Annotated in this window: 21 protein-coding genes and 1 pseudogene; 6 read left to right on the top strand and 16 right to left on the bottom strand. The window is 40.7% G+C overall.

The genetic code is table 11. From position 1 onward, the window contains the following. Positions 1 to 47: 47 nt before the first annotated feature. The 6 genes from der (at position 48) to MTT29_RS08360 (ending at position 7,287) form a co-directional block, all read left to right on the top strand. The gene (gene der, locus MTT29_RS08385; protein WP_429800322.1) at positions 48 to 1,436 is read left to right on the top strand and encodes a ribosome biogenesis GTPase Der; all 1,389 of its coding nucleotides are present in this window, start codon (positions 48 to 50) and stop codon (positions 1,434 to 1,436) included. Beyond that, positions 1,417 to 1,938: a shikimate kinase gene (locus MTT29_RS08380; RefSeq protein ID WP_021088274.1), complete on the top strand. Its 522-nt coding sequence runs from the start codon at positions 1,417 to 1,419 to the stop codon at positions 1,936 to 1,938. Before der ends, MTT29_RS08380 begins: the two co-directional genes overlap by 20 nt. Before the next feature lie 346 nt (positions 1,939 to 2,284). After that, positions 2,285 to 3,250: a tryptophan--tRNA ligase gene (gene trpS / locus MTT29_RS08375; RefSeq protein ID WP_149716021.1), complete on the top strand. Its 966-nt coding sequence runs from the start codon at positions 2,285 to 2,287 to the stop codon at positions 3,248 to 3,250. Between the two features lie 8 nt (positions 3,251 to 3,258). After that, the gene (locus MTT29_RS08370) at positions 3,259 to 3,666 is read left to right on the top strand and encodes a copper resistance protein CopD (protein WP_149716020.1); all 408 of its coding nucleotides are present in this window, start codon (positions 3,259 to 3,261) and stop codon (positions 3,664 to 3,666) included. A 10-nt stretch (positions 3,667 to 3,676) separates the two neighbouring features. Beyond that, positions 3,677 to 4,921 (top strand): serine--tRNA ligase, encoded by a 1,245-nt coding sequence (serS, locus tag MTT29_RS08365; protein ID WP_429800321.1) that lies wholly within the window; start codon positions 3,677 to 3,679, stop codon positions 4,919 to 4,921. After that, a complete protein-coding gene (locus MTT29_RS08360; protein WP_429800320.1) occupies positions 4,921 to 7,287 on the top strand; it encodes a tetratricopeptide repeat protein in 2,367 nt (788 codons plus the stop codon). Before serS ends, MTT29_RS08360 begins: the two co-directional genes overlap by 1 nt. A 61-nt stretch (positions 7,288 to 7,348) precedes the next feature. On the opposite strand, the gene MTT29_RS08355 is transcribed toward MTT29_RS08360, so the two are convergent. The 16 genes and pseudogenes from MTT29_RS08355 to selA form a co-directional block, all read right to left on the bottom strand. Next, on the bottom strand, positions 7,349 to 8,602 hold the full coding sequence (locus MTT29_RS08355) for a DUF2920 family protein (protein WP_429800319.1): 1,254 nt from the start codon (positions 8,600 to 8,602) through the stop codon (positions 7,349 to 7,351). Between the two features lie 31 nt (positions 8,603 to 8,633). After that, the gene (locus tag MTT29_RS08350; protein WP_429800318.1) at positions 8,634 to 9,215 is read right to left on the bottom strand and encodes a hypothetical protein; all 582 of its coding nucleotides are present in this window, start codon (positions 9,213 to 9,215) and stop codon (positions 8,634 to 8,636) included. A gap of 8 nt (positions 9,216 to 9,223) precedes the next feature. Further along, positions 9,224 to 9,718 carry a TlpA family protein disulfide reductase gene (locus MTT29_RS08345; RefSeq protein ID WP_021084538.1) on the bottom strand — a complete coding sequence of 165 codons (495 nt, stop codon included), beginning with the start codon at positions 9,716 to 9,718 and terminating at the stop codon, positions 9,224 to 9,226. After that, on the bottom strand, positions 9,708 to 10,397 hold the full coding sequence (locus tag MTT29_RS08340) for an ABC transporter ATP-binding protein (RefSeq protein ID WP_103576199.1): 690 nt from the start codon (positions 10,395 to 10,397) through the stop codon (positions 9,708 to 9,710). Before MTT29_RS08340 ends, MTT29_RS08345 begins: the two co-directional genes overlap by 11 nt. Before the next feature lies 1 nt (position 10,398). Further along, a complete protein-coding gene (locus MTT29_RS08335; protein WP_009294898.1) occupies positions 10,399 to 11,541 on the bottom strand; it encodes an ABC transporter permease in 1,143 nt (380 codons plus the stop codon). Next, complete coding sequence (locus MTT29_RS08330; protein WP_429800317.1) at positions 11,528 to 12,820, bottom strand: ABC transporter permease; 1,293 nt, start codon at positions 12,818 to 12,820, stop codon at positions 11,528 to 11,530. Before MTT29_RS08330 ends, MTT29_RS08335 begins: the two co-directional genes overlap by 14 nt. Beyond that, complete coding sequence (locus MTT29_RS08325) at positions 12,817 to 14,196, bottom strand: Fe-S-containing protein (RefSeq protein ID WP_103620870.1); 1,380 nt, start codon at positions 14,194 to 14,196, stop codon at positions 12,817 to 12,819. Before MTT29_RS08325 ends, MTT29_RS08330 begins: the two co-directional genes overlap by 4 nt. Before the next feature lie 51 nt (positions 14,197 to 14,247). Then, the gene (locus tag MTT29_RS08320) at positions 14,248 to 14,769 is read right to left on the bottom strand and encodes an iron transporter (RefSeq protein ID WP_009294901.1); all 522 of its coding nucleotides are present in this window, start codon (positions 14,767 to 14,769) and stop codon (positions 14,248 to 14,250) included. 20 nt (positions 14,770 to 14,789) lie between these two features. Continuing rightward, complete coding sequence (locus MTT29_RS08315) at positions 14,790 to 16,733, bottom strand: FTR1 family iron permease (RefSeq protein WP_429800316.1); 1,944 nt, start codon at positions 16,731 to 16,733, stop codon at positions 14,790 to 14,792. Positions 16,734 to 17,051: 318 nt separating this feature from the next. Next, entirely contained in the window at positions 17,052 to 17,612 is a 561-nt protein-coding gene (fdh3B, locus tag MTT29_RS08310; protein ID WP_149723990.1) for a formate dehydrogenase FDH3 subunit beta, read from the bottom strand. A 10-nt stretch (positions 17,613 to 17,622) separates the two neighbouring features. Continuing rightward, a complete protein-coding gene (locus tag MTT29_RS08305) occupies positions 17,623 to 20,289 on the bottom strand; it encodes a formate dehydrogenase subunit alpha (protein WP_429800469.1) in 2,667 nt (888 codons plus the stop codon). A 48-nt stretch (positions 20,290 to 20,337) separates the two neighbouring features. Then, positions 20,338 to 20,532 (bottom strand): annotated as a pseudogene (locus MTT29_RS08300) (hypothetical protein); the annotation flags it as partial. Positions 20,533 to 20,609: 77 nt separating this feature from the next. After that, positions 20,610 to 20,816, bottom strand: a complete 207-nt coding sequence (locus MTT29_RS08295; RefSeq protein WP_009294906.1) for a twin-arginine translocation signal domain-containing protein — start codon at positions 20,814 to 20,816, stop codon at positions 20,610 to 20,612. 279 nt (positions 20,817 to 21,095) lie between these two features. Further along, positions 21,096 to 21,803, bottom strand: coding sequence for a thioredoxin domain-containing protein (locus MTT29_RS08290; RefSeq protein ID WP_004317675.1), 708 nt, complete (start codon positions 21,801 to 21,803; stop codon positions 21,096 to 21,098). Positions 21,804 to 21,856: 53 nt separating this feature from the next. Beyond that, a complete protein-coding gene (selB, locus tag MTT29_RS08285) occupies positions 21,857 to 23,677 on the bottom strand; it encodes a selenocysteine-specific translation elongation factor (RefSeq protein WP_103571920.1) in 1,821 nt (606 codons plus the stop codon). Further along, the gene (selA, locus tag MTT29_RS08280) at positions 23,674 to 24,999 is read right to left on the bottom strand and encodes an L-seryl-tRNA(Sec) selenium transferase (protein WP_103571919.1); all 1,326 of its coding nucleotides are present in this window, start codon (positions 24,997 to 24,999) and stop codon (positions 23,674 to 23,676) included. Before selA ends, selB begins: the two co-directional genes overlap by 4 nt. Positions 25,000 to 25,065: the final 66 nt, after the last annotated feature.

Genomic DNA, 25,065 nt, shown 5'->3' with positions numbered 1-25,065 from the left:
TATAAGAGAAAAATTTGTATAATCAGCCATCATAAAAAGGACAAAATTTGCAAAAAGTAATATTAGTAGGCAAGCCAAATGTCGGCAAAAGCTCACTTTTTAACCGCTTAGCAAGAAGACGTATCGCCATAACAAGCGACGTTAGCGGCACCACAAGAGATACAAACAAAGCTAAGATCGAAGTTGAGGGCAAAGAGTGTATATTAATCGACAGCGGCGGGCTTGATGATAGCAGCGAGCTTTTTAAAAACGTCAAAGCAAAGACCTTGGCAGAGGCTAAAAACTCAGACGTTATCTTATACATGGTCGATGGCAAAATGATGCCAGATGACGAAGATAGAGCCATTTTTTACGAGCTTAGCAAGCTAAATTTACCAATCGCTCTAGTCATAAATAAAATCGACAGCAAAAAAGACGAGCAAAGAGAGTGGGAATTTGTAAGTTTTGGTGCAAAAAACTCATTTGGAATTTCAGTAAGCCACAACACTGGAGTTGATGAGCTTAGCATCTGGCTGGCAAAACACTTAGAAGAGAAAGTGCAGATAAAGGCCGATACGAGCGATGATTTTGATGATTTTTTAGAAAACTATAACGACGAGGGCGAGCTAAGCGACGAGATAGACTACGAGAGCAAAAACATAAGAGTTGGCATCATAGGCCGTGTAAATGTCGGCAAAAGCTCACTTCTAAACGCCCTTGTAAAAGAGAGCCGTGCCGTCGTTAGCGACGTGGCAGGCACTACGATAGATCCGGTCAATGAAATTTACGAGCATGATGGCAGGGTTTTTGAGTTTGTCGATACTGCTGGTATCAGAAAGCGTGGCAAGATCGAGGGCATCGAGAGATACGCGCTAAATAGAACTGAGAAAATTTTAGAAGAGACAGACGTGGCGCTACTAGTGCTAGATAGCTCTGAGCCACTAACCGAGCTTGACGAGCGTATCGCTGGCATCGCCTCTAAATTTGAGCTTGGCGTCATCATCGTGCTAAACAAATGGGACAAAAGCAGTGAAGAATTTGACGAGCTTTGCAAAGAGATAAAAGATAGGTTTAAATTTCTCTCATACGCGCCGATTATCAGCGTTTCGGCACTTGGCGGCAAAAGAGTGCATAAAATTTACCCACTCATAGTTGAAATTTACAAAAACTACACCCAAAAAATTCAAACATCAAAGCTAAATGAAGTGATCGGCGAAGCGACCAAAGCGCACCCGCTGCCACGAGATAAAGGTAGGGTCGTGAAAATTTACTACGCAGTGCAGTTTAAAACAGCACCTATCATGATAGCGCTCATAATGAACCGCCCAAAATGCCTGCACTTTAGCTACAAACGCTACCTAACAAACAAGCTTAGAGAGAGCTTTAGTCTAGCTGGCGTGCCTATCGTGCTAATCCCTAAAAAACGTGGAGAGAGTGATGAAGACAAAGAACAATAATATCGTTTTGATAGGGTTTATGGGCGTTGGCAAGGGCACAACCGCAAGGGCGCTAAGCAAGGCGCTAAAGACGATGAACCTTGACTGCGACGACTTGCTAGAGAGCTCACAAAATATGAAGATAAAGGCTATCTTTGATGAATTTGGCGAAGAGCATTTTAGACGGCTTGAAAAAGATCTTGCCAAATTTCTAGCCACAAATGTCAAAAATGCGATCATCTCGACAGGTGGGGGCTTTGCAAAGGTTAAAAATTTAAACAAAATAGGCACCGTGATCTATCTAAAAGCAAGCTTTGATGCGATCATGCAGAGGCTAAAAAATAGCAAAAATAGCGAGAAAAAACTCGCCAAACGCCCGCTTTTAAGTGACCTAAAAAAGGCCGAGGCGCTGCATTTGGAGCGAGAGAAGCTCTATGAAAAAAAGGCTGATTATATCGTTGAAGTGGAGGGCAAAACTCCAAAGCAGATCGTAAAAGAGATAAGGATACTTTTAAAAGTTTAGTTGCAAAGTGGCGTGGGCTGATTGCAACGATAAATTTCAAGATCAGGCTAGATACACAAAGTCTAACGTGATGTTAAAATTTAAACGTTTTGGCAAAGATTTTTTTGTTTAGGCGAAGCGAAATTTTGTTTTCTGCCGAGTTAAATTTTAAGATTAGATTAGATACAAAAATCTAATGTAACGTTAAAATTTAGAAAAAGCATTTTGGCGAAGTATTTTGAGATAAATTTAAATGTTGTGCAGTCAAATTTTAATCAAGACTAGGCAATTTAGCCTGTCGATGATTAAAATTTACAAACTCATTTAAAGACGCTCAAAAAACGATGCCAAAATTTGAAAGGATAAGATGAGAGTATTAACCGGCCTCCAACCAAGCGGAAAGCTGCATTTAGGCAACTATTTTGCCTCGATAAAGCAGATGGTTGATATGCAAGAGCAAAACGAGATGTTTATGTTTATAGCAAACTACCACGCGATGACTAGTCTTAGCGAGGCAAAGGCGCTAAAGCAAAACACCTTTGACGCTGCGTGTGCCTTTTTGGCGCTTGGGATCGACCCAAATAAGAGCATTTTCTGGGTGCAAAGTGACGTTAAAGAGGTGCTTGAGCTTTACTGGGTACTAAGCCAGCACACGCCTATGGGCCTACTTGAGCGCGCGCACAGCTACAAAGACAAGGTCGCAAAGGGCCTTAGCTCGCACCACGGACTCTTTAGCTATCCAGTTTTGATGGCGGCTGATATCTTGCTTTATAACGCGCAGGTCGTGCCTGTGGGCAAGGACCAGATCCAGCACGTAGAAATCGCGCGTGATATTGCGATCAAATTTAACAACGAACATGGCGAGATTTTCACTCTGCCTGAAGCAAAGATCGATGAAAATGTCGCTACCGTGCCTGGCACAAACGGCGAAAAGATGAGTAAGAGCTATGGCAATACGATCGATATCTTCGCAGATGCCAAGACGCTTAAAAAGCAAATTTCTAGCATCGTAACTGACGGCACGCCGCTTGAAGAGCCAAAGCAGTGGCAAAACTGCAACGTTTATAATATCGCAAAGCTATTTTTAGACGAGAACGGACAGCGCGACTTGCAGGCAAGATATGAGCGTGGCGGCGAGGGTCACGGACACTTTAAAGCCTATCTAAACGAGCTTGTTTGGGACTATTTTAAAGATGCAAGAGAGAAATTTGAGCACTATCAAAATAATCCTGACGAGGTGGCTAAAATTTTAGATCTAGGCGCTAAAAAAGCTCAAAATATAGCTCACGAAACGATAGAAAAAGTGCGTGAAGCAGTTGGAATTTACAGATAAGGAAAAAAATGCAAAATTTATACCCATACGCACAGATAGTCCATCTTTTTTGTGCGATCATATTTGTTGGCTACCTATTTTTTGATGTGATCATCTTAAGAGCGGCGAGTAAAAAGATGCCACCAGAGCTTGCGCAAAAGGCAAAGCAAGCCATCGGCTCGGTAGCTGTTAGGATCATGCCTATTTGTCTGCTACTTTTAGTTCTAACTGGTGGCATAATGATAAGCAATTGGATCGGTAATAAAGCTTTTATGATCAAATTTTTCTTAGCGATGGTAATCGTGGCTGCGGTAATAGTAAATTTAAGCTGCAAATTTATATTTAAGCGCCCTAGCCCACTTGGCAACATCCACCCTATCGCACTTACGCTTGCGGTGCTAATCGTCCTGCTTGCAAAAGTTATGTTTATGGTTTAAGGAGAGGATAATGATAAATTTAAAACTACTTGAGACAAACTACGATGAATTCGTAAAAAAACTAGAGGGCAAAAACGTTAAAGCTAGCTTGCTAGACGAGCTTTTGCACACTTTTAACGAGCTAAAGCAAAAGCGCAAAGCGCTTGAAAATTTCCAAGCGATCCAAAACGCAAAGAGCAAAGAGCTTGGCGTAAAAGCAAGAGCCGGCGAGGACGTGAGCGAGCTTAAGAGTGAGCTAAATTTAAACAAAGCTGCCCTTGCTGACGCTGATGAGATCGTTAAACAATATGAAGAAAAGCTTGAGCAAATTTCATTTAACGTGCCAAATATCACTGACGATGATGTGCCATTTGGCAAGGACGAGGACGATAATGTCTGCATAAAAACGGTGCTTGAGCCAACTAAATTTGACTTTACGCCAAAAGAGCACTGGGAGCTAGGCGAGAGCCTTGGCTGGCTTGACTTTGAAAGAGGCGCAAAGCTCTCAGGATCTCGCTTTACCGTGCTTCGCGGCATGGGAGCAAGGCTTAGTAGAGCGCTTGTTAATTACATGATCGACTTTAACAGCGCGCGCGGCTTTGAGCTTGTAAATGTCCCTTATCTAGTAAGCTCAAACACGCTTTTTGGCACTGGTCAGCTACCTAAATTTGAAGAGGATCTTTACAAGGTGCGCGACGAAGACCTCTATCTCATCCCAACAAGCGAAGTGCCTGTGACAAATTTATACAATGACACCATTATTGAAGCCGAGCAGTTACCTATAAAGATGACTTGCTACTCAGCATGCTTCCGCCAAGAGGCAGGCTCAGCAGGACGTGACACCAGAGGCATGATCCGTCAGCACCAGTTTGAAAAGGTCGAGCTCGTAAGCATCACAAAACCTGATCAAAGCGAGGGCGTGCTTGCTGAGATGATATCTTGTGCGAGCGACCTACTAACTAGCCTTGGGCTGCCTCACCGCCACATGCTTCTTTGCAGCGGCGATCTAGGCTTTAGCGCAGCAAAGACGGTAGATCTTGAGGTTTGGCTACCAGGTCAGGGCAAATACCGCGAGATAAGCTCTATCTCTAACACTCGTGATTTTCAAGCAAGAAGAGCGAAAATTCGCTTTAAAGATGGCAAGAAAAATATGCTTGTAAATACCCTAAATGGCTCAAGTCTGGCAGTTGGCAGGACGCTAATAGCGATAATGGAGAACTACCAAAAGGCTGATGGCACTATCGAAATTCCAGAAGTTCTTAAAAGGTATATATAGTGGCTGATGACGAGGTTGTAGTTCTAAAACCACCTGGCGAGCAAGCAGAGCAAGCGCCTGAGGAGGCAAAAACCGAGGCGCCTGAAGAGATCGTCTCTCTTGAGAGCATCGCAAATGAGGGCGTGCTTCAAGATGAGAGCATCCCAGAGCCGATACCAGTAAAAAAGAGCAAGAAAAAGCTCTTTATCATCATAGGTGTGGCTGCTTTGGTGCTTGTCATCTTGATCGCTGTTTTGCTAATCGTCTTGCTAAAAAAAGATAAAAAAGAGGAGATAGACACTACAGCTATCGTAAAAAATATAGAAAACAACTACCAAACGCAAAATTTTGGCGCTTCAAAGATCGATGAGATGATAAACAAGGCAAACCAGCTTTATGAGCGTGGCAATAAATTTGAAGCATTAAAAATTTATGAAAACATAGCTGTTTATAACCAGTCACTTTCAAACTACAACCTCGGCGTTTCACAGATGAAACAAGAAAAATGTGACGAGGCGATCATCTCGTTTAACAAAGCGATAACTGACCGAGAAAACACCGCAGTTAGCGCCATAAACGCCGCTGTTTGCTCACTTGAGCTAAATAACACCAAAAATTTCAACTACTACATAGGGCTTGCCGACTCCTTTTTGCAGTATGAAAACAGCTCGCCACTTTACAGCTACTACTATGCACTGGTTAATTATTACAAGGGTAATTACTACGAGGCGTTGCAAGCTCTCTCTCACCCTAGCACAGATGACTACAAGGGCGAGTATGCCTACCTGAGCGCCAAAATTTTATCGCTTCTTGGAGATGACGAGAAAGCCATAGCAAAGCTAGAAGAGCAAAAGGCCTTTAAGGCTGATTTTACACTAGCACAGCTTTATGCAAGGCTTGGCAAATACGACAAGGCAAGGGACCATCTAACAAAGGCTTCTAAAAATACGCCAAATATCGATCTTATCAAGATGACTGAGGCGCTAATCGATCTAAAGACTGCTGATTATGGCGACGCAGCGGCATTTATCAAAGACGTTTATGACTACAACGCCTCGATGCCAAGCAAAATTTACAAGATAAAGACCATACTAAAGCCAGATCTCTTTGACGTCAGCCTAGCTCAGGCGCACTTTAGCGACGATATGTTTTTTGACAGAACAAGGCGCTACGAGACGCTATTTTACTTTGCGCCGTATAAGGTCTTTGACGCGAAACAAAGCATCGAGCAGATAAGAAAAGGCGGAGTTAGCGTCTTTTTAGATGACACCTCAGCGGCAAACGACTACCTTAGCCAAAGTGCCGCCGCCTCAAAGGTCAATGCCAAACTTAGCGAGGCCATCGCAAAGGCACTTAACTACCGATTAAAAGAGGCAAACAAGGACTTTGAAGAGCTAGCCAAAGCCTATCCAAACCACTCTATCTTGCAGTATAACCTAGCTCTTAGCTACGCTCAGCTTGGAAATTTTAGCCTTGCTGCAAAGCACTTTATAGCAAGCTACCATCAGGATGTAAATAACCATCTTTCAGGCATCTTTGGTGCGATCTGCATGGATATAAATAGAAATTTAAATCCAAAACTAGTTGAAGAGATCGGTGAAAATTTAGAAAACGACAAGAGCTTAAAGCCTGTAAATTTATACGCCTCGCTTTTAAGCCTAGTTAGCGGCAACCAAAGTGCGATGATAAGGTGGCTTGAAGAGCCAAAAGAGCCTACGACGCTAAATTTAGCCTTTGATATCATCACCGCTAAAATTTCAAACAACGATGAGCTAATGTCAAAAAAAGCTGATGAACTCATGAAAATCTTGCCAAACGACATCATCGCAAATATCTTAAATTTCATCTCTAAAAACAAAGATCAAAACATCAAAGAGTACGCAAAAGCGATACAAATTTACTTTAACGATAAAAATTTCGACTCAAATGCCTTTTATCACGGCGCTGATATCATCAAAAAGCAGTACATTAAGCTACTTCAGATCTCAGGCTTGCTAACAAGGGAGCGCGATAGGCTAAGAGCCGAGCTAAAGAGCGCGCCAAAGAATATAAATTTGATCCAAACTCTAGCATACGTGGATATCTTTACAAATGACTTTGACGAGAGCTATAAGCTTTATAACGAAGTCATAGACGAGTTTAAGATAAATGACGCTGGAACGCTATTTTTAGCCTCTGTGGCTGCCACTGGAGCGAACAAAATAGCAAATGCGATCGCACTTTTGGAGCTTACAAAGCTAAATGATCCAAGCGCTGTTGAAAACAGAGCCGCCCTTGGCTTTATGTATCAGCAAATTGATAACATAAAAGCAGCACTTATACAATACAGCAAAGCAGGAAACGTAGGATATAACAACGAATTTTATGATTTTATGATAGATAACTAAAGAAATTTAAAGCTAGGAGCTTAAATTTAGCCTCTAGCTTTAGATAAAAACGGCTCTAAATTTAAATATTAGCAACCTCAAGCCTTATCTGATCTGAGACTTCACTAAATTTATAAAGCAAATTGCCGCATTTATACTCTATGCATCTTTCATTGTTCTTATCTTTTTTATCTTTTTTAGACAAGATTTTCTTCATAACGCCAGGAAGCTCTCTTTGCAAAAGCAGTTTATAAGACATCCCCATGCCGTGAGTTAGAGACTTTATAAATTTGCCATCAACCTCACTCTCATCTTTTATCATATGAAGCGTCGCGTCAAATTTAAGCTTTTTAAGAGCCTCGTAAAGCTCAATTTTATCCTTTGCGGGGGCTACTTCTTTGTCATAAATGCAGTGGTAGCTAACATAAACTGGCTTTTTATAGTTGTTTTGAACATTTAAATGATCTAAATTTAGGATATTTCTTATCTCTTCTCTTGCGTCGATAAAATAATATGGTGATTTCTCATTAGGTGTCCAGTAGGTCTTATCAAAAAAATAAAGACATAAATTTTGATACAAAGTGTCAGTGCTAAAACAAGGATAACTAGTAAAATCAATCTCTTTACCAAAACCAATAAGTCGCCATAAAAATTTTGCATATGAGCTATTATCTATCACAGCATCAACTAGCCACGGAGCTATCTTAGCGCACATATGTGCCAAATATCCACCATGCGAGCTGCCTACCATTATCACTGGCAGATGTTCAAATTTGGCACTATTTATATATTTTTTTGTATAAAGAACGGCATTTAGCACATCCATTGCCTGCATAACGCCAAAATTTTGATATTCGTTTTTTGTCGGCAGCATAGTCATACTGATATCTAAACTAAAATCACCTGGCAAGACTCCGTTCTCTTTTCGAATAGTGATCTCCTCACTAAGACTTTTAAGTAAAACAGAGGTTTTATCATAGTTGTCAACTATTTTTAAATCAATAGGTAAAGTTATACCGATCTTTGCCAGTTCTTTTATTAGTATTGCGCGATCTAGATCATCAAGTCCAAATTTTGCCCCAAGCTGTGGGCGATTGCCTATACAGTGATAATCCACACTAATACAAGCCACATCATAGCTCTCTACCATGGTCTTCATAAGATGAGTTCTATAGCCAGAGTCAGAGTCCTCTCCAAGCCCAGGGATGATGACTAGAAGTGCTTTTGCCTCCTTGACATCGTCATAACAGGCATAAAAAGACAAAGCAGAGCTTCTTTTTATGCCAAGCTCCACATCATCACAAGATAAAATTTCGTAGCTTCCATCAACTAGCATCTTAACTCCTTTTAAATTTTGCTAAATTCCTCTACCTTTGTGAGACGTTATAAAAAAAGCTAACGATCTGTTTTGCTAGGCGCTCTTTGAAAAATGGCCAGATGTAGCTTGGCGAATAGACATTGCCAGCTTGCATGAGCGAGATATTTGTCGCTTTCTCGCCACCATCTTTTGGGCGCACTAGCACGCTTACTTGCATGTAGTAAGCATAGCTGTTTGTGCTAAAGTCGTCATCATAATCATCATAACCAAATGGGAAAAACATCGAGTAGCCAAAGCCAAAACTTGGTCTGCCAAAGCCATATCCCATACCCATTGAAAATCTAGGATCTCTTTTGGTTGTCCTAGAAAAGCTTTGCACGTCGCCAAGGATGATGAAGTCAGCATTTTTGATATTTGGCTCATTTCTAAAGCCAGCCTTTGTAAATTCGCTTAAAATTTCAGCATTTACATCTTGTCCAGTCGCGCTATTTTTAAAATTTACATAGACGCTTTTGTTTGCTTCACCAAGTGTAAAAAAGATCGGATCGCTCGTTTTTACCGAGATATTTGGCGTACTGCTAGCACATCCGACAAAAAATAACGCCAGGACAAATAAAAATAAATTTCTCATCTTCACTCCTATAAGAGCGATCTTATAGCACCTTCAAGCACACTTTTTGGTGTAAGACCGATAAATTTTGATCGCATCTTACCATCTTTATCAAAAAAATAGATAACCGGCACGCCCATAACGCCACCAACTGCCTTGCTGAAGTAATCCACCGAAACCTTGTCACTTGTAGTTTTAAAGGTGATGTTGTGTTCTTTTAAAAGCTCGATATCTTTATCAAAGCCCTTGCTAGGTCCTAAAATGCCAATAAACTGAACCTCTTTGCCATACTCTTTTTCAAGTGCGTTTAGATCAGGGATCGCAGCCTTACACACCCCGCAGTCCGTGCCAAAGAAAAAGAGCATATAAGGCTTATCGCCTATCTTTAGGCGCTTCTCAGTAGGAAAAAACTGCGTATCAATGCCACTTGAGTCGTTTAGCGTGATGTGGTGCTTCTCATACTGCTTGACGCAGCCCAAAACTAGGGCTGAGACTAGACATAAAAGTAAAATTTTATATCGCATTTGGCACCTTTGGATTTTCGATAGTGCGGATATTCTCTAGTTTGCCGTGTCTTAGATAGACGATCTTATCGCCATATTCGCCTAGATCTGGATTGTGCGTGACTAGAAGTATCGTCTTGCCATCTTTTCTTAGCTTACAAAATAGATCAAGTATGATCCTCTCATTTGCCTCATCAAGGTTACCAGTTGGCTCATCTGCTATTAAAATTTCAGGGTCGTTTATGAGCGAGCGCGCGATACAAAGGCGTTGTTGCTCGCCACCACTTAGCTGACTTGGTCTGTGCGTTAGCCTGTGAGAGAGGCCAACTGCCTCAAGGGCTTTTTTAGCATCCTCTTCATCAACTGAGCTGTGATAATACTGCGCTATCATCACGTTTTCAAGTGCGCTAAGATATGGCACTAGGTGAAACTGCTGAAAGACAAGTCCGATCTTTTCACGTCTAAATTTAAGCGTATCATCGGCATTTAGGTTGCTCGCATCATCGCCGCCAAGCATATAAACGCCACTACTTGGAGTATCCATTAGAGAAAGGATATTTACAAGAGTACTCTTACCACTACCGCTTGGTCCCATGACGCTGACCCACTCGCCCTTTTTAACCTCAAAACTTATATCATCAAGTGCTTTTACATCGCCAAAAATTTTACAAATATTTTTAAGTTCTAGTGCATTTTGCATATCATTCTCCTCTTAGTGTATCTGCCATTTTGTTATTAAGTGCCCGCTTAATCGGGTAAAACGCTGCGATCGCTGCAAAAAGAAGTGATATGACCACAGCTACTGGGATGCTTAGAATTCTAAAATCAATACTAGAATCAAATATCGCATAACCTAAAATTTGAGCTAGTAGATAACCTAAAAACGCTCCAACTAACGCTGAGATGAGCGCTGTCACAAATGTTTCAAAGCCAAACAGCCTTAGCACGTCTTTTTTGCTTGCACCTATGGCTCTAAGAAGTGCGATCTCACGTGATCGAGAGAGCAAGATAGCACTAAGCGTTGTATTTACGCACATTGAAGTAATGAGCAAGATGACAAGGCTGACAAGCGCCATTAGAAGTTTGATCTTTTCTAAGATATAGCCCTCAGACTTTGAGACCTTTGCCACTGGTTTTGCGACTATTTCATCGTTACTTATAGTTTTTGCAAGCGATGTTATCTCGTCAAAATTTCCAAGCACAACAGCTTCAGCATAGTTTATCTTGCCAACTTTGTTTGAAATTTTTTGAGCCAAAGATAGTGACGTGATCAAAAGAGCGTCCTCTTTGTCGCCACTTGCCACTACGCCTTTTATCTTTACATTTATGCTCTCATTTGAGCCAATGGCACGAATTTCTATATCATCGCCTGCTTTAAAGCCAGCTTGACGAGCAAGATCGACGCCTATTAGCACGTTTTTATCGTCAAAATCGACATTTATCATAGTTCCATCTCTAACATCCAAAAACGGCTTTACCTTTTTTAGATTGCTAAATTTTGTCCCCATGACGATGGCGTTTGTCGGACCGATATTTGCCTGAGCAAAGAGATAACCGCTCTCGCCAAGAAGCTTATCTTTTGGCACTTTAGCGATCATTTCATTATAAGTTTTTTCACTCATATCATCACTTGTCGCCATATCTTTTGGAGCAAAGATCATATTTGCACCATAAGTTTTTAGCTCGCGTGAGACCTTTGAGTCGATGTCCAGATAGACATTGACAAATGCCGCACACACGCACGCTCCAAGCAAGATCGAGATCACGATGACCATAACCCTTGATGAGCCATTTTTTAGGCTTTTGTAGATCAGGTTGTAAAAGAATTTGCTATTTGCGGTCATATAGCACCTCCGCAGGTAGTAAATTTATGACATTTCTCATTGGCATTAGCGAGCCAACGACTGAGATAAGCAAGGCAAATGCCACGCTAATTGGCAGCACGATCCATGCTATGCCTATGCCGTGAGAAAAGATAATGTAAGACATCACGTAGCTTAGCGCATATCCTAAAAATGCTCCTGTGATGCCTGCAAAAAAGGCAACCACAAGGCTCTCGCTAGCAAAAAGGGCGTAAATTTCAAAGTTGCTTGCGCCTATGGCTTTTAAAAGGCCGATCTCTTTTTTTCGGCGGTAAATTTCACTTGTCATTAGCGACGTTATGCCAATAGCTGAGACCACAAGGGCGATGATACTAACGATGCCCATTAGGCTTTGAATTTTCTTTACGATATTACTCTCAGCATCGCTTACTTGAAGGCTTGCTTTTGCGCTAACGTTTGGTAAATTTTCTTCTATCTGAAATGCGATCGATCCTGCATAAGCTGAGCAGTACCATTTGTCATACTCTGCGCTATCAAGGTTGTCTAAATTTCTTCTTGCTTTTAGCGATAGGTCATTTTCTGGGATCGTCATGGCTGAGACCTCAGCTTTTGTATATGAGCCAGCGTGACCTGAGAGATCGCCAGCAAGTTTGAGCGAGCCTATTAGCTTATGCGTCTCGTCGCCTGCACCCTTTAAGATGCCAACTACGCTAACCTCTCTTGTGCCATTTTTGCCCACAAGGCTAAGCTTGTCGCCAACTTTTAAATTTTTAGCCTTTGCAAGCTCATCTCCTACTAAAATTTCATCCATGCTCTCATCTTTTGGCCAAACGCCCTCAACACCCCAAAACCCATACAAGCTCTTAACGCCTGTGCTAAATTCTGGCTCATCTTTTAGTCCAATATTTTTGTCAAAATATGTTCCCTCAAAGCTAAATTCATTACCTTTTTCATCTTTGACCTTTGTCTCTAGAAACGGCGCAAAGGCAACGATGTTATTTCTCCAAAAGATCTCTTTTATCTTGTAAATATCAGCCTCTGGGAGTAAATTTTGTGATTTTAGTGGGGTGAAATTTTTACCCTCTATCTCGATGCTTAGGCTCTCACCGCGTGGTAAAACGACGATATTTGAGCCATAGCCTCTAAGCTCGCTTGCCACTTGATCGCCGATTTTAAGCGTGATATTTAGCATGCAAGCTATCAAAAGAGCAGCTAGCAAGATGGTGATAAACGCCATCGTCTTTTGCACCTTTGAGCCCGTGATCGAGCTTTTTATCATTCTTAGTTGCATATTTTTCATTTTAACGTTCCATTTGTTTCTACATATTTTTCTGGATTTGCTTCAAATTTCGCCTGAGTTTCGTTGCTCTCAAAGAAATATGTGCGTCCGTAGTATAAATATGATCTTGAATCAAGATTGCTCACCTTTTTGCGACTAACTGGGTCAAGCACCATCTTTTCGACGACCTTGCTAAAGTAGTTTGCCCCTGCGACGATCGTTTTGTAATCAACTATGATATTTTTACCATCAAAGGTAAATGCCATAGGGATCGGGTTACAACCGCCCTCTTTGCCAACTGACGGTAAGAAAATTCTGACGTTACAAGAGATGCAGATAAGGTCGTTTCCTTTCTTGATATAGCCCATGTCGCCGCAGATCATGCACGAGTCAAAGACGATGACTGGAGATGGGCGGTCGCTAAAACGGTTTAGCAAGAAAAATCTTATCTGCTTGCCCTCATCTGTGATGTAGGCAAATCTGTGAAGTTCGTTATCTTTTAGCATATCAACATCAAATATAAATTTATCTCCCACTGGCTCAACCAAGACCGGCTCTGAAATTTGAGGTGGGCGAGATGCGTAAAGATCAAAATAAAGTGAAAATCCAAGCGCTATTAAAACGCTGCAAAATGCAAATTTTGCATTGTCAAAGACATTTTCCCTAATGGCTTTTGTAAAGCGGTATTTGATGGAGCCAAACGTACTTTTATCGATACTCTTTGGCACAAAGCAAAGCGCGATGATGCATAAAAGAAGGATCACTGCTATGTAAAAATAGGCACTAAATTCTGTGACGTAGATGCCTTTTGCGCTGATAGATAAAATTTGAGAATTTAACTCGCTACTTATCTTTAAAGCGCCTGCACGTAAAAGCTCGAGTGCAGTTTGTGAGCTTCTATCAACTAGCAAAAATACTAATGTGATAAGAGCTAAAATTTTAGCTATTGATGATGGGATGCTTGCTTTTAAATTTGAAATGAAGAAAAATAAAAATAGTATCAAGATCATCGCAAAGATCATCAAAAAGAAGCTAATGACTGAAAGCGTGTCAAGCAGCTCGCCGCCAAATAACGGGAACAAAGCGCTACTTGAGCTATAGCCAAAGCCAAAGCCGATGCCTAAAATAAAAAATGTTACGATTTTTGCTATCTTAAGCTCGAAAAATATCCATAAAATGCTAATTAGTAAAAAAACCAGTGTCACAGAATCTATGAAAATTTTAAACTGGTCATCAACAAGCGCATGACGAGCAGCTTTAAAGATAAGCACACCAGCAACAACGCCAAGAAATGACGGTAAAAAGATCGTTTTTAAACTTTTGCCATTGTTATTTAAGGCAGCAAAAAGCGTAAATCCAAGGAGGGCTAAAAAGACCTGATAGAAGTAAATTGACATAACTAAACCCTATGAGAATTTTTAAAAAGGGGCGAGAACGCCCCAAAGTGATTATTTAACAGGACCACCTGTCCATTGAAATTTATAAGTTGTTGTGAAAGGCTCAAACCATTTACCAACACCAGTCTCTTTGTCAGCGTGGCGACCAAAGCCTTGTTTTTCTGGATTGTCGATGTGGAATTTAAGCTCATAGTTACCAACACCTGTATCCATTTTTACGTTAGCGCCGTAGTGTGGGCCATCGCTTGCAACCATTGGCATAAATGTACCTTTTTTAGTTTTACCATTATCAAGGTTTTTTAGCTCATAGTTGATCTTTAGGTATGGGATCCACTCGCCTTCGCCAAAGCCGTTTTTGTTGCCTTTTACAGCGTGGATGTCAGCTTCTAAGTGAAGATCAGCTAAGCTTGGAGCTAGATCAACGCCTTTTGGCTCCATGTCGATTGGCTCAAGATAAACTGCAGCTATCTCCATGCCATTAGCCTCTACAGGCTCGCCGATTGGGTGCTCTCCAGCAAGTGCAAAACCAGCTGCTAGGCTAAGTGCTAGAGCTGAACTAAGAATTTTATTCATATCCTCTCCTTTATATAAGATTAGTTTTTATTTTGTTTTGATTTCATGATAACGATGCCTATAATTAGGGCAAGCACCATAATGATTTGAGGTATTAAACTCTCGTAATATGGCATAAGTCCTAGCCAGTCTCTCATCCAGTCAGGGAAATTTAGTCCTTTTATGATAGTTGGGATGAAAATTTTGCCCTCAACTAGCTCGCCAACGCCCTTGCCAACAAAGACGATCGACATGTAAAAGATAATCGCTGATGTAAATATAAAAAATGGCTTAATAGGAATTTTAATAGCGAAAATTTTAAATAAGAAATAGACTATCAAAAGAACGATAAGACCTACGACAAAGCCAGCTGCGATCATTGAGTAGCCAGCTGAGTCTTTTGCGTCAAAGATAAGCGCTTGATAAAATAGCACTGTCTCAGCGCCCTCTCTAAATACCGCTAAAAATACAGTCCACCAAAGCATCGTGCTTGAGCCACTTGAGATAGACTCAGATAAGTGAGATTTGATGTAGTCGTTCCATTTTTTAGCGCCAGCATTTGAAAGAAGCCAGAAGCCAACATAAAATAGAAGTCCCACTGCAACAAGCATCGTGATGCCTTCCATAAGCTCTCTTTTTTGACCTGCTGCCTCGCCAAAGATGACGTTCATTATCCAAGCCATGACAAAGCTTAAGATGACAGCCACGCCAACTGAGCTATATACTACCTTGCCCATAGATTTTGCATTGCCAGTTTTTACAAGATATGCAACGACGGCTGCAACGATGATAAGAGCCTCAAAACCCTCTCTTAAGATGATAGTTAGAGCCCAGATAAATAGCGTCCAAGGTGAGCTTGAACCGCTAGTTTTCTCAAGTGCAGCTGCTAGCTGAGATGACATCTTGCTTGCACTCTCTTCAAGTGTTTTTTCGTCTGCGCCTGATTTCATAAGGGCTACAAGGTTGCCAAATGTAGCTTCGATAGCTGTTTTTAAATTTACATCTATCGCACCTACTTTGTTCTCCATGCCGCTACCTTCAAACTCATCAAAGTAGATATCTTGTATATCGCCCATAGCTTTAGCGCTATTGCCACCTTTGTAAAGCGCAATGGCTGCTTGAATTTTGTCATTTATGTTTTTAACAGTTTGAGTGTAGTCTGTGCCACTATCTTCACTGCTATCACCAGATGCTGCACTACTCATATCAACTTTTGCTAGTTTTACTGTCTCAGCTGGGAGTTTTGAGACAGCGTCATAAGTTAGCTTTTTGATCTCTTCTAGCTTTGTTTTAAAATCATCTTTTGTTATGCCATTTGCGATGCCACTTATTGCTTCACCCATCTTTCTTTGGATGTCAGCATCTATGCTTTTGCCATTTTCTATATATTGGCGAACGGCGATTTCAAGTTGAGTGTTTCTATAATCATTAAATTTAGCATCTTGGATAGAATTTTTAGCATCATCTTGTTTATCGCTCTCGTAGCTTGCTATGGCTTTATCTAAAGTAGCCGATAAATTTTCAAATGCCACCTTCCACTCAGGGATAAATTTAGAAGTGTCATAGCCACTTGTAGCAGCTTGTGCTGGGCTGTCTGAGTACTCACCAACAAGCTTATGTCCATTTAAAATAACTGGCAAAACTTCAGCGATTTCGCTATTTATCTGATCTATTCTTTTTTGCACGTCATCTGGTGCTTCGCCAGCTTTTATCGCCTTTCTGATCTCGCCAAACTGCTTCTCCATAGAGTAAGCTTTTTTCTGACCTAAATTTATTCTGATGCCAGCTTCGACATCTTCAAACAGACCAAAATAAGCATTTTGAGTATCGCTAACTGCTTGCTCGACGTTGCCAGCTCTATACTCTGTTATTACTTTTTGTAATGACTCTTTTATCTGAGCTGCGACTTGTGTGTAGTCGTCATTTTTTGCTACAAGCCAGATAGGCAGTAGCATGATAAGCATAAATTTAAAAATTTTATTCATTAATTAAACCACCTGTGAGATTATTTTAAAGTGAAATATTACCAATACTTTACTTTGATTAAAATAAAAACGATTATCATAAAAGAATGTAAATTGAAAGTATAAATAATATTTTTTACAATCTAATAATCAACTTTACGTAAATTTAGGGCTTTAGAGGGTTATATCAAAATTTCATATCGAGATAAAAAAGTTATATATTTTTGCTAATTTCAATAGATAAGAAAAATTATTGATGAAATTTTAGATTATAAAAATCATAAAAATAATTTAAATTTTATAAATTTAAAAGGAGAGCAAGCGCCCTCCTTTTGGATCTTAGATGTTTAGTCCGGTATTTCTTAGCATAACACGCTTACGATATACATTTGAAACCTCAGCAGCGTCGCCAACTAAAAGCGCGTTTGTAGAGCAGATAGCCGCACACATAGGCACTTTGCCCTCAGCCATTCTATTTTGACCGTAAAGCTCTCTCTCCTCATGTGAGTTAGTTGGCTCTGGACCACCTGCGCACATAGTGCATTTATCCATTACGCCTTTTACGCCAAATGCCCCGTCTTTAGGGAACTGCGGCGCACCAAATGGACAAGCATATAAGCAGTATCCACAGCCTATGCACTTGTGTTTATCATGAAGCACGATGCCATCAGCTCTAATGTAGAAGCAATCAACTGGACAAACTTGCTCGCAAGGTGCGTCAGTGCAGTGCTGGCATGCGATAGTAGTTGAGACCTCTTTGCCCTCGATACCATCGTGAAGCGTGATAACCTTTCTTCTATAAATTCCCACTGGAAGCTCGTGAGCAGAAGAGCAGGCGACTTGACATCCAAAGCAGCTGATACATCTATTAGTATCTACAAAAAATTTCATTCTTGCCATTTTTCTCTCCTTACTCTTTACCTAGGGCGTCTCTTTCGCCATACTCGTGATAAAACGATGTTTTAAAGGTGTTCTCTTCAGCTTTTTCTATGCGGCAAAGACCTGCGTTAAATTCTGAAATTTGAGTAACAGGGTCAAATCCGTAGTTTGTAACTGTGTTAAAGCTCTCGCCGATGACATAAGGCTTAGTGCCCTCTGGGTAGCGAGCTGAGAGATCGACACCTTGCATAACGCCAGCGAAGTTATAAGGCATACAAATTCTATCTGGAGTTACCATATAGCTGTGGTAGCATCTTACTTTGATCTTCGTGCCTTGTGGGCTGTGGATCCACATCATATCGCGATCTTTTATGCCGTATTTTAAAGCAAGCTCAGGATGGACGTTAGCAAACATCTCAGGTGTGATGGCTGAGAGATATTTACTTGTTCTTTCGATCATTCCCGCACCACTTAAATTTACGACGCGTTGCGTGCTAAATACGATAGGAAACTCTTTTGACCAGTCTTTTGCTTGTTGCTCTGACTTAAATTTAGTAGAAACACGGAAATTTCTAGCTTGATCATCAAATGTCGGATACTTTTGGACAAGATCCCAGCGTGGTGAGTGGATAGGCTCTCTATGTTTTGGGATAGGATCAAGAAATTCCCAAACGATAGCTCTAGCCCTTGCGTTACCATACGGCACGACCCCTTTTTCACGGCATTTTTCTAAGATGATACCGCTGTAGTCCATGCTCCAGCTTGGTCCTATCTTAGCTCTCTCTTCTTCAGTTAGAGTGATGCCCAGGACTTTTTCTATATTATCTTTTGTGATTTGCGGGTAGCCACCTTTTATGGCTGAGCCAACTAAAGTTGCCTCTTCGCTAGCTAGCTGGCTAACGCCGTTATGCTCTAAGCCAAAACGGTTTCTAAAGCCAGAGCCGCCCTCTGCATAAGACTTGCTCATATCGTAAAGTATCGGTGTGCCAGGGTGTTTTTCATCCCATGCTGGCCATGGCTTGCCGTAGTACTCACCTTTTACTTCGCCACCAAGACCTATTAGCGTATCTGGGTCAAATTTATCCCAGTTTGCTTGGTGACGTCTAAACATCTCAGCAGTTCTGCCGCCATAACCGATAGAATTTCCAACCCTTGCTATCTCATTTGTCGCATCATCTGGCCATACAAAGTCATCTTTTAATTGTTTTAGCTCTCTATCTACAACAGCCATCTTCATGCCTTTTACGTACTCATCGTAAAAGCCAAATTTCTTAGCAAATGCAAACATTACTTCGTGATCGCCCTTGCTCTCGTAAAGTGGATCAACGACTTTTGTTCTCCACTGACCTGAGCGGTTTGTAGCGTTTAGGTGACCTTCGTTTTCAAAGGCAGTTGCCACTGGCAAGATATAAACGCCATCTTTTCTATCTGAAAGGATAGAAATTTCATTTACAAATGGCTCAGCAACTACGATCATATCTAGCTTTGAAGCTGCTTCTTGAATTTTAGCTAGGTGCGCCATAGATGTAAGGCCAGTTCCTTGAACCCAAAGAACTCTCAATGCGCCACTGCTAAATGTATTTTCCTCTTTTAAGACGCCTTGCCACCATTTTGAAAGCGACCAGCCTTTTTCATTTCTCCAGTTTCTATCCTCTGGATTTTTAGGATCGTGATAATAATACTCTTCAAAAACAGTGTTTTTAACTGGTGTGCCGCCTTGTTTTGGCTCTTTGGTTGAGACTGCAAAGCGTTTTACAAACTCGTCATAATCAACACCCCAGCCTTGGCAGTAATACTTCCAAGCCGCGTCAGTTAGTCCGTAATACATCGGCAAGCTATCTGAGAGGTTACACATGTCGGTTGAGCCTTGAACGTTGTCGTGACCACGGATGATGTTACAGCCGCCACCTGGTTTGCCCATGTTGCCTAGGATTAGTTGAAGGATAGGTAAAATTCTCGTATTTGAGCTACCAACTGAGTGCTGTGTGATGCCAAGAGCCCAGACCACTGTGCCTGGTTTTGTGTGAGCTAGGATATTTGCAGCCTCTATCAGCTTATCAACTGGCACGCCTGTAACGTCAGATGTGACCTCTGGTGTCCAGTGCTCAGCCTCTTTTGCTATCTCGTCGATGCCGTAAGTTCTATTTTTTATAAATTCTTTATCTTCCCAGCCATTTTTTAAGATGATGTGGATAAGTCCATAAACAAGCGCTATATCAGTGCCTGATCTTTGTCTTAGATAAAGGTCAGCGTGTGCAGCTGATTTTGTAAAATTTGGATCAGCTACGATCACCCTTGCGTTGTTTCTATCTTTTGCTTGCAAAGTGTGCTTCATGCCGCCAACTGGGTTTGCCACAGCTGGATTTGCACCTATTATAAATATACATTTCGAATTTGCAGCCATATCTCCAAAGTGGTTTGTCATCGCGCCATAACCCCAAGTATTCGCCACACCGGCGACTGTTGCGCTATGTCAAATTCTTGCTACGTGGTCGTTGCTGTTTGTGCCCCAAAACGCAGCAAATTTTCTAAAGTAATATGCTTGTTCGTTGTTAAATTTCGCAGAACCTAAGAATATAACGCTATCAGGACCATCTTCTTTGCGGATCTGAAGCATCTTATCGCCGATCTCATTTACAGCTTGATCCCATGAAATTCTCTGCCATTTGCCATCAACCTTTTTCATAGGATATTTGATGCGTTGTTTGCTGTGTGTAAGGTCGATCTGATCGATACCTTTTGAGCAGTGTGAGCCTTGAGATATCGGGTGAAACATCGCCATATCTTGACGAACCCAAACACCATCTTGTACCTCAGCCTCGATGCCACAGCCTGCTGAGCATATAGAACAAATAGTTCTAACCTTTTTTGAGCCAGGGAAAGGATCTTTTATCTCCTCTGCGCTAGCGTGTCTTATCGTATCATTTTGTCCAAAAGCCATTGTGGTGCCAGCACCAAGTGCGGCTAGCTTCAAAAATGAACGTCTTCCTATACGTGCATCACTCATGGTTTTCTCCCTTAGTATGCGATTTTATAGTAGGTTTCCCAGTTTTTGCTTTTTTTATAAAGCACCTCTTTTTTGTTTGACTTGCCTACGACAACGCCATTGTCATCAGGAGCCAAGTCATCACTAGTCACTTTTGCTACGGCTGAGACTGCGAGTACTCCGCCGGCAGCACCGACTTTTAGAGATTTTTTGAGAAAATCTCTTCTTGATCCTTGCATTTTTCCTCCTTATGCCTCAAAAATTTTTGAGAAATTTGGTTCATTGATCTTTTAAATTTGCATATTTTAAATTCTATGAATATGCAAAATAGCCTAGTTTAGGGCTTTCGTGACCCTAAAGTTAAACTATGTAAATTTAGCATATTTCTAAGTTAAGCAAAGTAAATATAAAAGTTTAATTAAGAATGTTAAGTATTTATTAAAAATATAGTTAAATATACTTTAAATTTATAAAATTTATTTGTAGTAGAAATTCTAGGGAGAGCTCCCTAGAAAATGTTATTTTAGATCGCTTTTATTTACGATAAATGGTACTGATCTAACGCCAGCTGCAAAATATTTTTTGCGCAGATTATCGATCTTTGCGACATCTTCTTTGCTAACGCTCTTATCATCTACATTGTAGTCTTCAGCGTAGTATTTTCTTAAAATTTTAACCTTATCACTGTCACTCTTAGCAGCTTTTGCATCTTTGTAGATTAGTGAGCTTTTTTGAAGTGATGAGATGTCATGCACTGGAGTTAGGACGATCTCTACGTTACTATCTTTTAGTGTTGTCTCGATCTTTGCTAGCTCTGCTCTGCAGTATGGGCACTCTGGGTCTGAAAACATTATGATAGTTGGCTTTTTAGGGTCGCTACCAAGAACGATGATGTTTGCCTTGTCTTCATCTTTATAAATTTTAGAAATTCCCTTTGCGATAACCTCTTTTTTCACTTCAGCAAGGTATGATTTTTGCTCTTTTAGATCGATCACGTCTGGGAAGATGAAGTCACCTTTTGTAAAAACGATCTCATCTTGTGAGTTGCCATCTTTGCTTAGTTTTACCACGACAGCTTCGATGTCGCCTGCCACTTTATGACGATCAGCTACCTTTACTTTTACGCTACTATCAACCATTTGAGAGTAGAAGTCCTCTATTTGCTTATCGCTTGCTGCCATTAGGCTAGTTGCCGCAATGATTGAGGCTAAGATCACTTTTTTCATTTTTATCCTTTTTAAAAATTTGGCGGATTATATTTGCTTTTTGTAAATGAATACTAACTGCGAAAAACCCTATCATTTCCTTGCTTCATTATGTCACACTCAAGATCGAGCTGCTCAAGGTAGGCGATTATATATTTTCTACTTAAATTTAGCGCATCCTTGGCGTTTATGACATTTACAAAGCCTTGATTTTTTATGATCTCTTTTAGCTTATCAAGTGCCATTTTTAGTGAATTTCTAGTGATAAAAAGGTTATGCTCTAGCCTTATGACCCTGCCCATTGCGGTAAGTTTTTTAAGGGCATTATCGCCACTAACTCTATCGATCTCTAGATCATCATATATATTATATGGCGCCGTTGGGGCTAGCTTGCCACTTTCTAAAATTTCATAAATTTTCTCTTCAAGCCTAACTTTTAGTTTGCTTATATCAACGCCTTTTTTGGTATAGACACCGCTATCTTTGGCGATCAAATTTGCACTTTCAAGCTCATCAAGCGCTTTTTGGGCTAAATTTTGGCTAGCCCAAGCAAGTTTTAGGCTGATACTTTGAGCTGAAAATACAGCAAATTCATTCTTTTCTATCATAAATTTAATGGCTGATTTTATCCGCTCAACCGCGCTTAGATCGTAGATATTTAAAGCCTTTTCATCGACAAAGACGCTTGAGACTTTTTTAGCCACGGCTACGGCCTCTTCGTGATTTAGACCAAATCTTTGGTAAGAAGAGATGATACCAAAGCCATTTTTGTGAGCCTCTTTTAGGATAGAAAAAGCTTCAACAAAATCATGCTTTAAAAGCGAGGCTAAAAAGAGAATTTTGCCAGCCTTTTTTAGCGGCTCAAGCACTGGGTTTAGCACCCTGCCGCCACCTATCACGCGCGCATCTGATATGAGTACAAAGGCCTCGTCAAATTTCAAAAACATATCGCTTTGAAATTTAAAGCTCACAAAGTAGCTATCATCTTTTTGGCTAAGGATTAGCACCTTTGCAGGCACGTTTTTAGCGCCCACGCAAAAAGTTACGCTTTGAGAGTGGATGAGATTTTTAGCAGTTACGACCGCATCAACCTCTCTAAATCCCCTAAAAAAGCCCTTTTTGCTAAGTAGCTGACCCTTTTTTAGCTCACTAAGCTCTATGCCAGTTAGATTAAGCGCCACGCGGCTGCTAACTCCAGCGCTATCAACGAATTTATCGTGGCTTTGCACGCTTCTTACTAGCACCTCTTTGCCAGCGTCGTAGTTAAAAAGCTTCTCGTTTTTACTAACGCTTCCCTCTATCACAGTGCCAGTTACGACATTTCCGATACCTTTTAGGCTAAACACCCTATCGATGTAATATCTAAAAACACCCTCCTCATCGCGCTTTTTGGCTCTTAGCGTAAAGATGTAGTTTCTAAGCTCATCGATGCTCGCCTTATCCTTTATGCTAACGGCAAAAATTTCTAAAATTTGCAGGTTTTTAAATTTAGAAATTTCATCTCTTATCTCTTTTTTTCTTAAATTTATGGTGGCCTCATCTACGAGATCACACTTTGTAAGCGCTACGATCACGGATTTCACACCAAGGAGATTTAAAATTTCAAGGTGCTCCAAGCTTTGAGGCATGAGTCCGTCATTTGCCGCCACCACAAACAAGCACGCATCAAAGCCATACGCGCCACTTATCATCGTTTTTATGAGATTTTCATGTCCTGGCACGTCGATAAACGCGATATTTTCATCATTTTTGCTTAAATTTGAAAAGCTTAGATCGATCGTTATACCACGCTTTTTCTCCTCTTCAAGATTATCCCCCTCAAAGCCGTTTAGCTCCTTTATAAGCGCGGTTTTTCCGTGGTCGATATGCCCTGCTGTTCCTATTATTAAACTCATTTTTCTTCCGTTTCATTTATTATTTTTATTAGCGTCTCTACGTCATCATCAAGAAGCGATCTAAGATCTAGCATAAATTTGTCATTTTCTATGCGTCCGATCACCTTTTTTTGCCTAAATTTTAGCTCATTTAAATTTGCATCACCGCTAAATGCCAAAGCCACGCTTGGGATCTTTTTATTTGGCATCGCCCCACCTCCCACAAAGGTTTGTGTGCGCACTATTTCAAGCGGTGTTTTTAGGCTTTTATTTATAAAATTTGCTAAGTTTTCAAGCTCTTTTACGCTTTTGTGAAGCAGTTTTTGCGTTGTGATTAGCTCAAATTCTTTGTTTAGATAGGCTTTCATGCTCTCGGCCAAAAGCGAGATGGTCACTTTATCGACGCGAAGCATCCTTAAAAGCTGGTTTTTTCTAAGCTTTGCGATGAGCTCTTTTTTGCCGACAATTATGCCGCACTGCACCGCGCCAAGCAGCTTATCACCGCTAAAGCTAACTAGCGAAACATCTTTTAAATTTTTTAGATCTGGCTCGTTTTTGTCAAGATTAAATGGTAAATTTCCGTAAAATCCACTGCCAAGATCAAAATAATCTATCAAATTTTGTCTGCTTGCTAGCTCGCTAAGCTCGTTCGCCGTGGTCTCTTCGCTAAAACCAACGATGTCAAAATTTGAGCGATGAACCTTCACAAGCATCGCCGTCTCGTCACTGATCGCCTCTTCGTAGTCTCTTAGCCTAGTTTTATTTGTAGTGCCGACCTCTTTTAAGATACAACCTGCATTTGCCATCACCTCTGGCACTCTAAAACTGCCGCCGATCTCGACTAGCTCGCCTCTGCTAACGACCACTTCTCTGCCCTTTGCAAAGGTGTTTAGCACCAAAAATACAGCGCTTGCGTTGTTATTTACAACGATGGCGTCTTCAAAGCCAAAAGCTCTTGCTATTAGCGAGCCAACGTAGTCGTATCTGTTGCCGCGGCTGCCTGTTTTTAAGTTGTATTCAAGGTTTGAGTATCCAGTGATAACAGGCGTTGCCCGCTTTAAAATTTCTTTATCGATAACGCTTCTAGCGAGGTTTGTATGTATGGTCACACCGGTTAAATTTAGCACTCTTTGAAGGCTAGCTTCATTAAATTTATAGTACTCATCTAGGATCAAATTTATTATCTCTTCGCCGCTAAAGCTTGCATTTTCATTTAAAATTTTAGCTCTAACCTCATCTAAAATTTGCCTTGCAAGCATAGTGACTAAACTCGTATCAAGCCCCGAAAATGCTTCGTTTTTTATGATCTTATCAACTTGTGGGATATTTCTTAAATCGTTCAATTTGCGCTCCTAGTAAGTTAGTTTTACCAAGGCGTGATTTTAACATAAAAATATTATAAATTAAAA

Source organism: Campylobacter concisus (genome assembly GCF_050447485.1).
Classification (GTDB): domain Bacteria; phylum Campylobacterota; class Campylobacteria; order Campylobacterales; family Campylobacteraceae; genus Campylobacter_A; species Campylobacter_A concisus_BQ.
The sequence above is the reverse complement of the archived record's forward strand: the minus strand, read 5'-3'. Positions and strand labels throughout refer to the sequence as shown.

Excerpts from the sequence above, each read along its gene's own strand:
- MTT29_RS08315 (WP_429800316.1), bottom strand. The coding sequence starts at position 16,733 with ATGAATAAAATTTTTAAATTTATGCTTATCATGCTACTGCCTATCTGG.
- MTT29_RS08350 (WP_429800318.1), bottom strand. The coding sequence starts at position 9,215 with ATGAGAAATTTATTTTTATTTGTCCTGGCGTTATTTTTTGTCGGATGT.
- MTT29_RS08295 (WP_009294906.1), bottom strand. The coding sequence starts at position 20,816 with ATGCAAGGATCAAGAAGAGATTTTCTCAAAAAATCTCTAAAAGTCGGT.
- MTT29_RS08340 (WP_103576199.1), bottom strand. The coding sequence starts at position 10,397 with ATGCAAAATGCACTAGAACTTAAAAATATTTGTAAAATTTTTGGCGAT.
- MTT29_RS08345 (WP_021084538.1), bottom strand. The coding sequence starts at position 9,718 with ATGCGATATAAAATTTTACTTTTATGTCTAGTCTCAGCCCTAGTTTTG.
- MTT29_RS08355 (WP_429800319.1), bottom strand. The coding sequence starts at position 8,602 with ATGCTAGTTGATGGAAGCTACGAAATTTTATCTTGTGATGATGTGGAG.
- MTT29_RS08330 (WP_429800317.1), bottom strand. The coding sequence starts at position 12,820 with ATGAAAAATATGCAACTAAGAATGATAAAAAGCTCGATCACGGGCTCA.
- selB (WP_103571920.1), bottom strand. The coding sequence starts at position 23,677 with ATGAGTTTAATAATAGGAACAGCAGGGCATATCGACCACGGAAAAACC.
- MTT29_RS08380 (WP_021088274.1), top strand. The coding sequence starts at position 1,417 with ATGAAGACAAAGAACAATAATATCGTTTTGATAGGGTTTATGGGCGTT.
- trpS (WP_149716021.1), top strand. The coding sequence starts at position 2,285 with ATGAGAGTATTAACCGGCCTCCAACCAAGCGGAAAGCTGCATTTAGGC.
- MTT29_RS08335 (WP_009294898.1), bottom strand. The coding sequence starts at position 11,541 with ATGACCGCAAATAGCAAATTCTTTTACAACCTGATCTACAAAAGCCTA.
- MTT29_RS08320 (WP_009294901.1), bottom strand. The coding sequence starts at position 14,769 with ATGAATAAAATTCTTAGTTCAGCTCTAGCACTTAGCCTAGCAGCTGGT.
- fdh3B (WP_149723990.1), bottom strand. The coding sequence starts at position 17,612 with ATGGCAAGAATGAAATTTTTTGTAGATACTAATAGATGTATCAGCTGC.
- MTT29_RS08290 (WP_004317675.1), bottom strand. The coding sequence starts at position 21,803 with ATGAAAAAAGTGATCTTAGCCTCAATCATTGCGGCAACTAGCCTAATG.
- serS (WP_429800321.1), top strand. The coding sequence starts at position 3,677 with ATGATAAATTTAAAACTACTTGAGACAAACTACGATGAATTCGTAAAA.
- MTT29_RS08370 (WP_149716020.1), top strand. The coding sequence starts at position 3,259 with ATGCAAAATTTATACCCATACGCACAGATAGTCCATCTTTTTTGTGCG.
- MTT29_RS08325 (WP_103620870.1), bottom strand. The coding sequence starts at position 14,196 with ATGTCAATTTACTTCTATCAGGTCTTTTTAGCCCTCCTTGGATTTACG.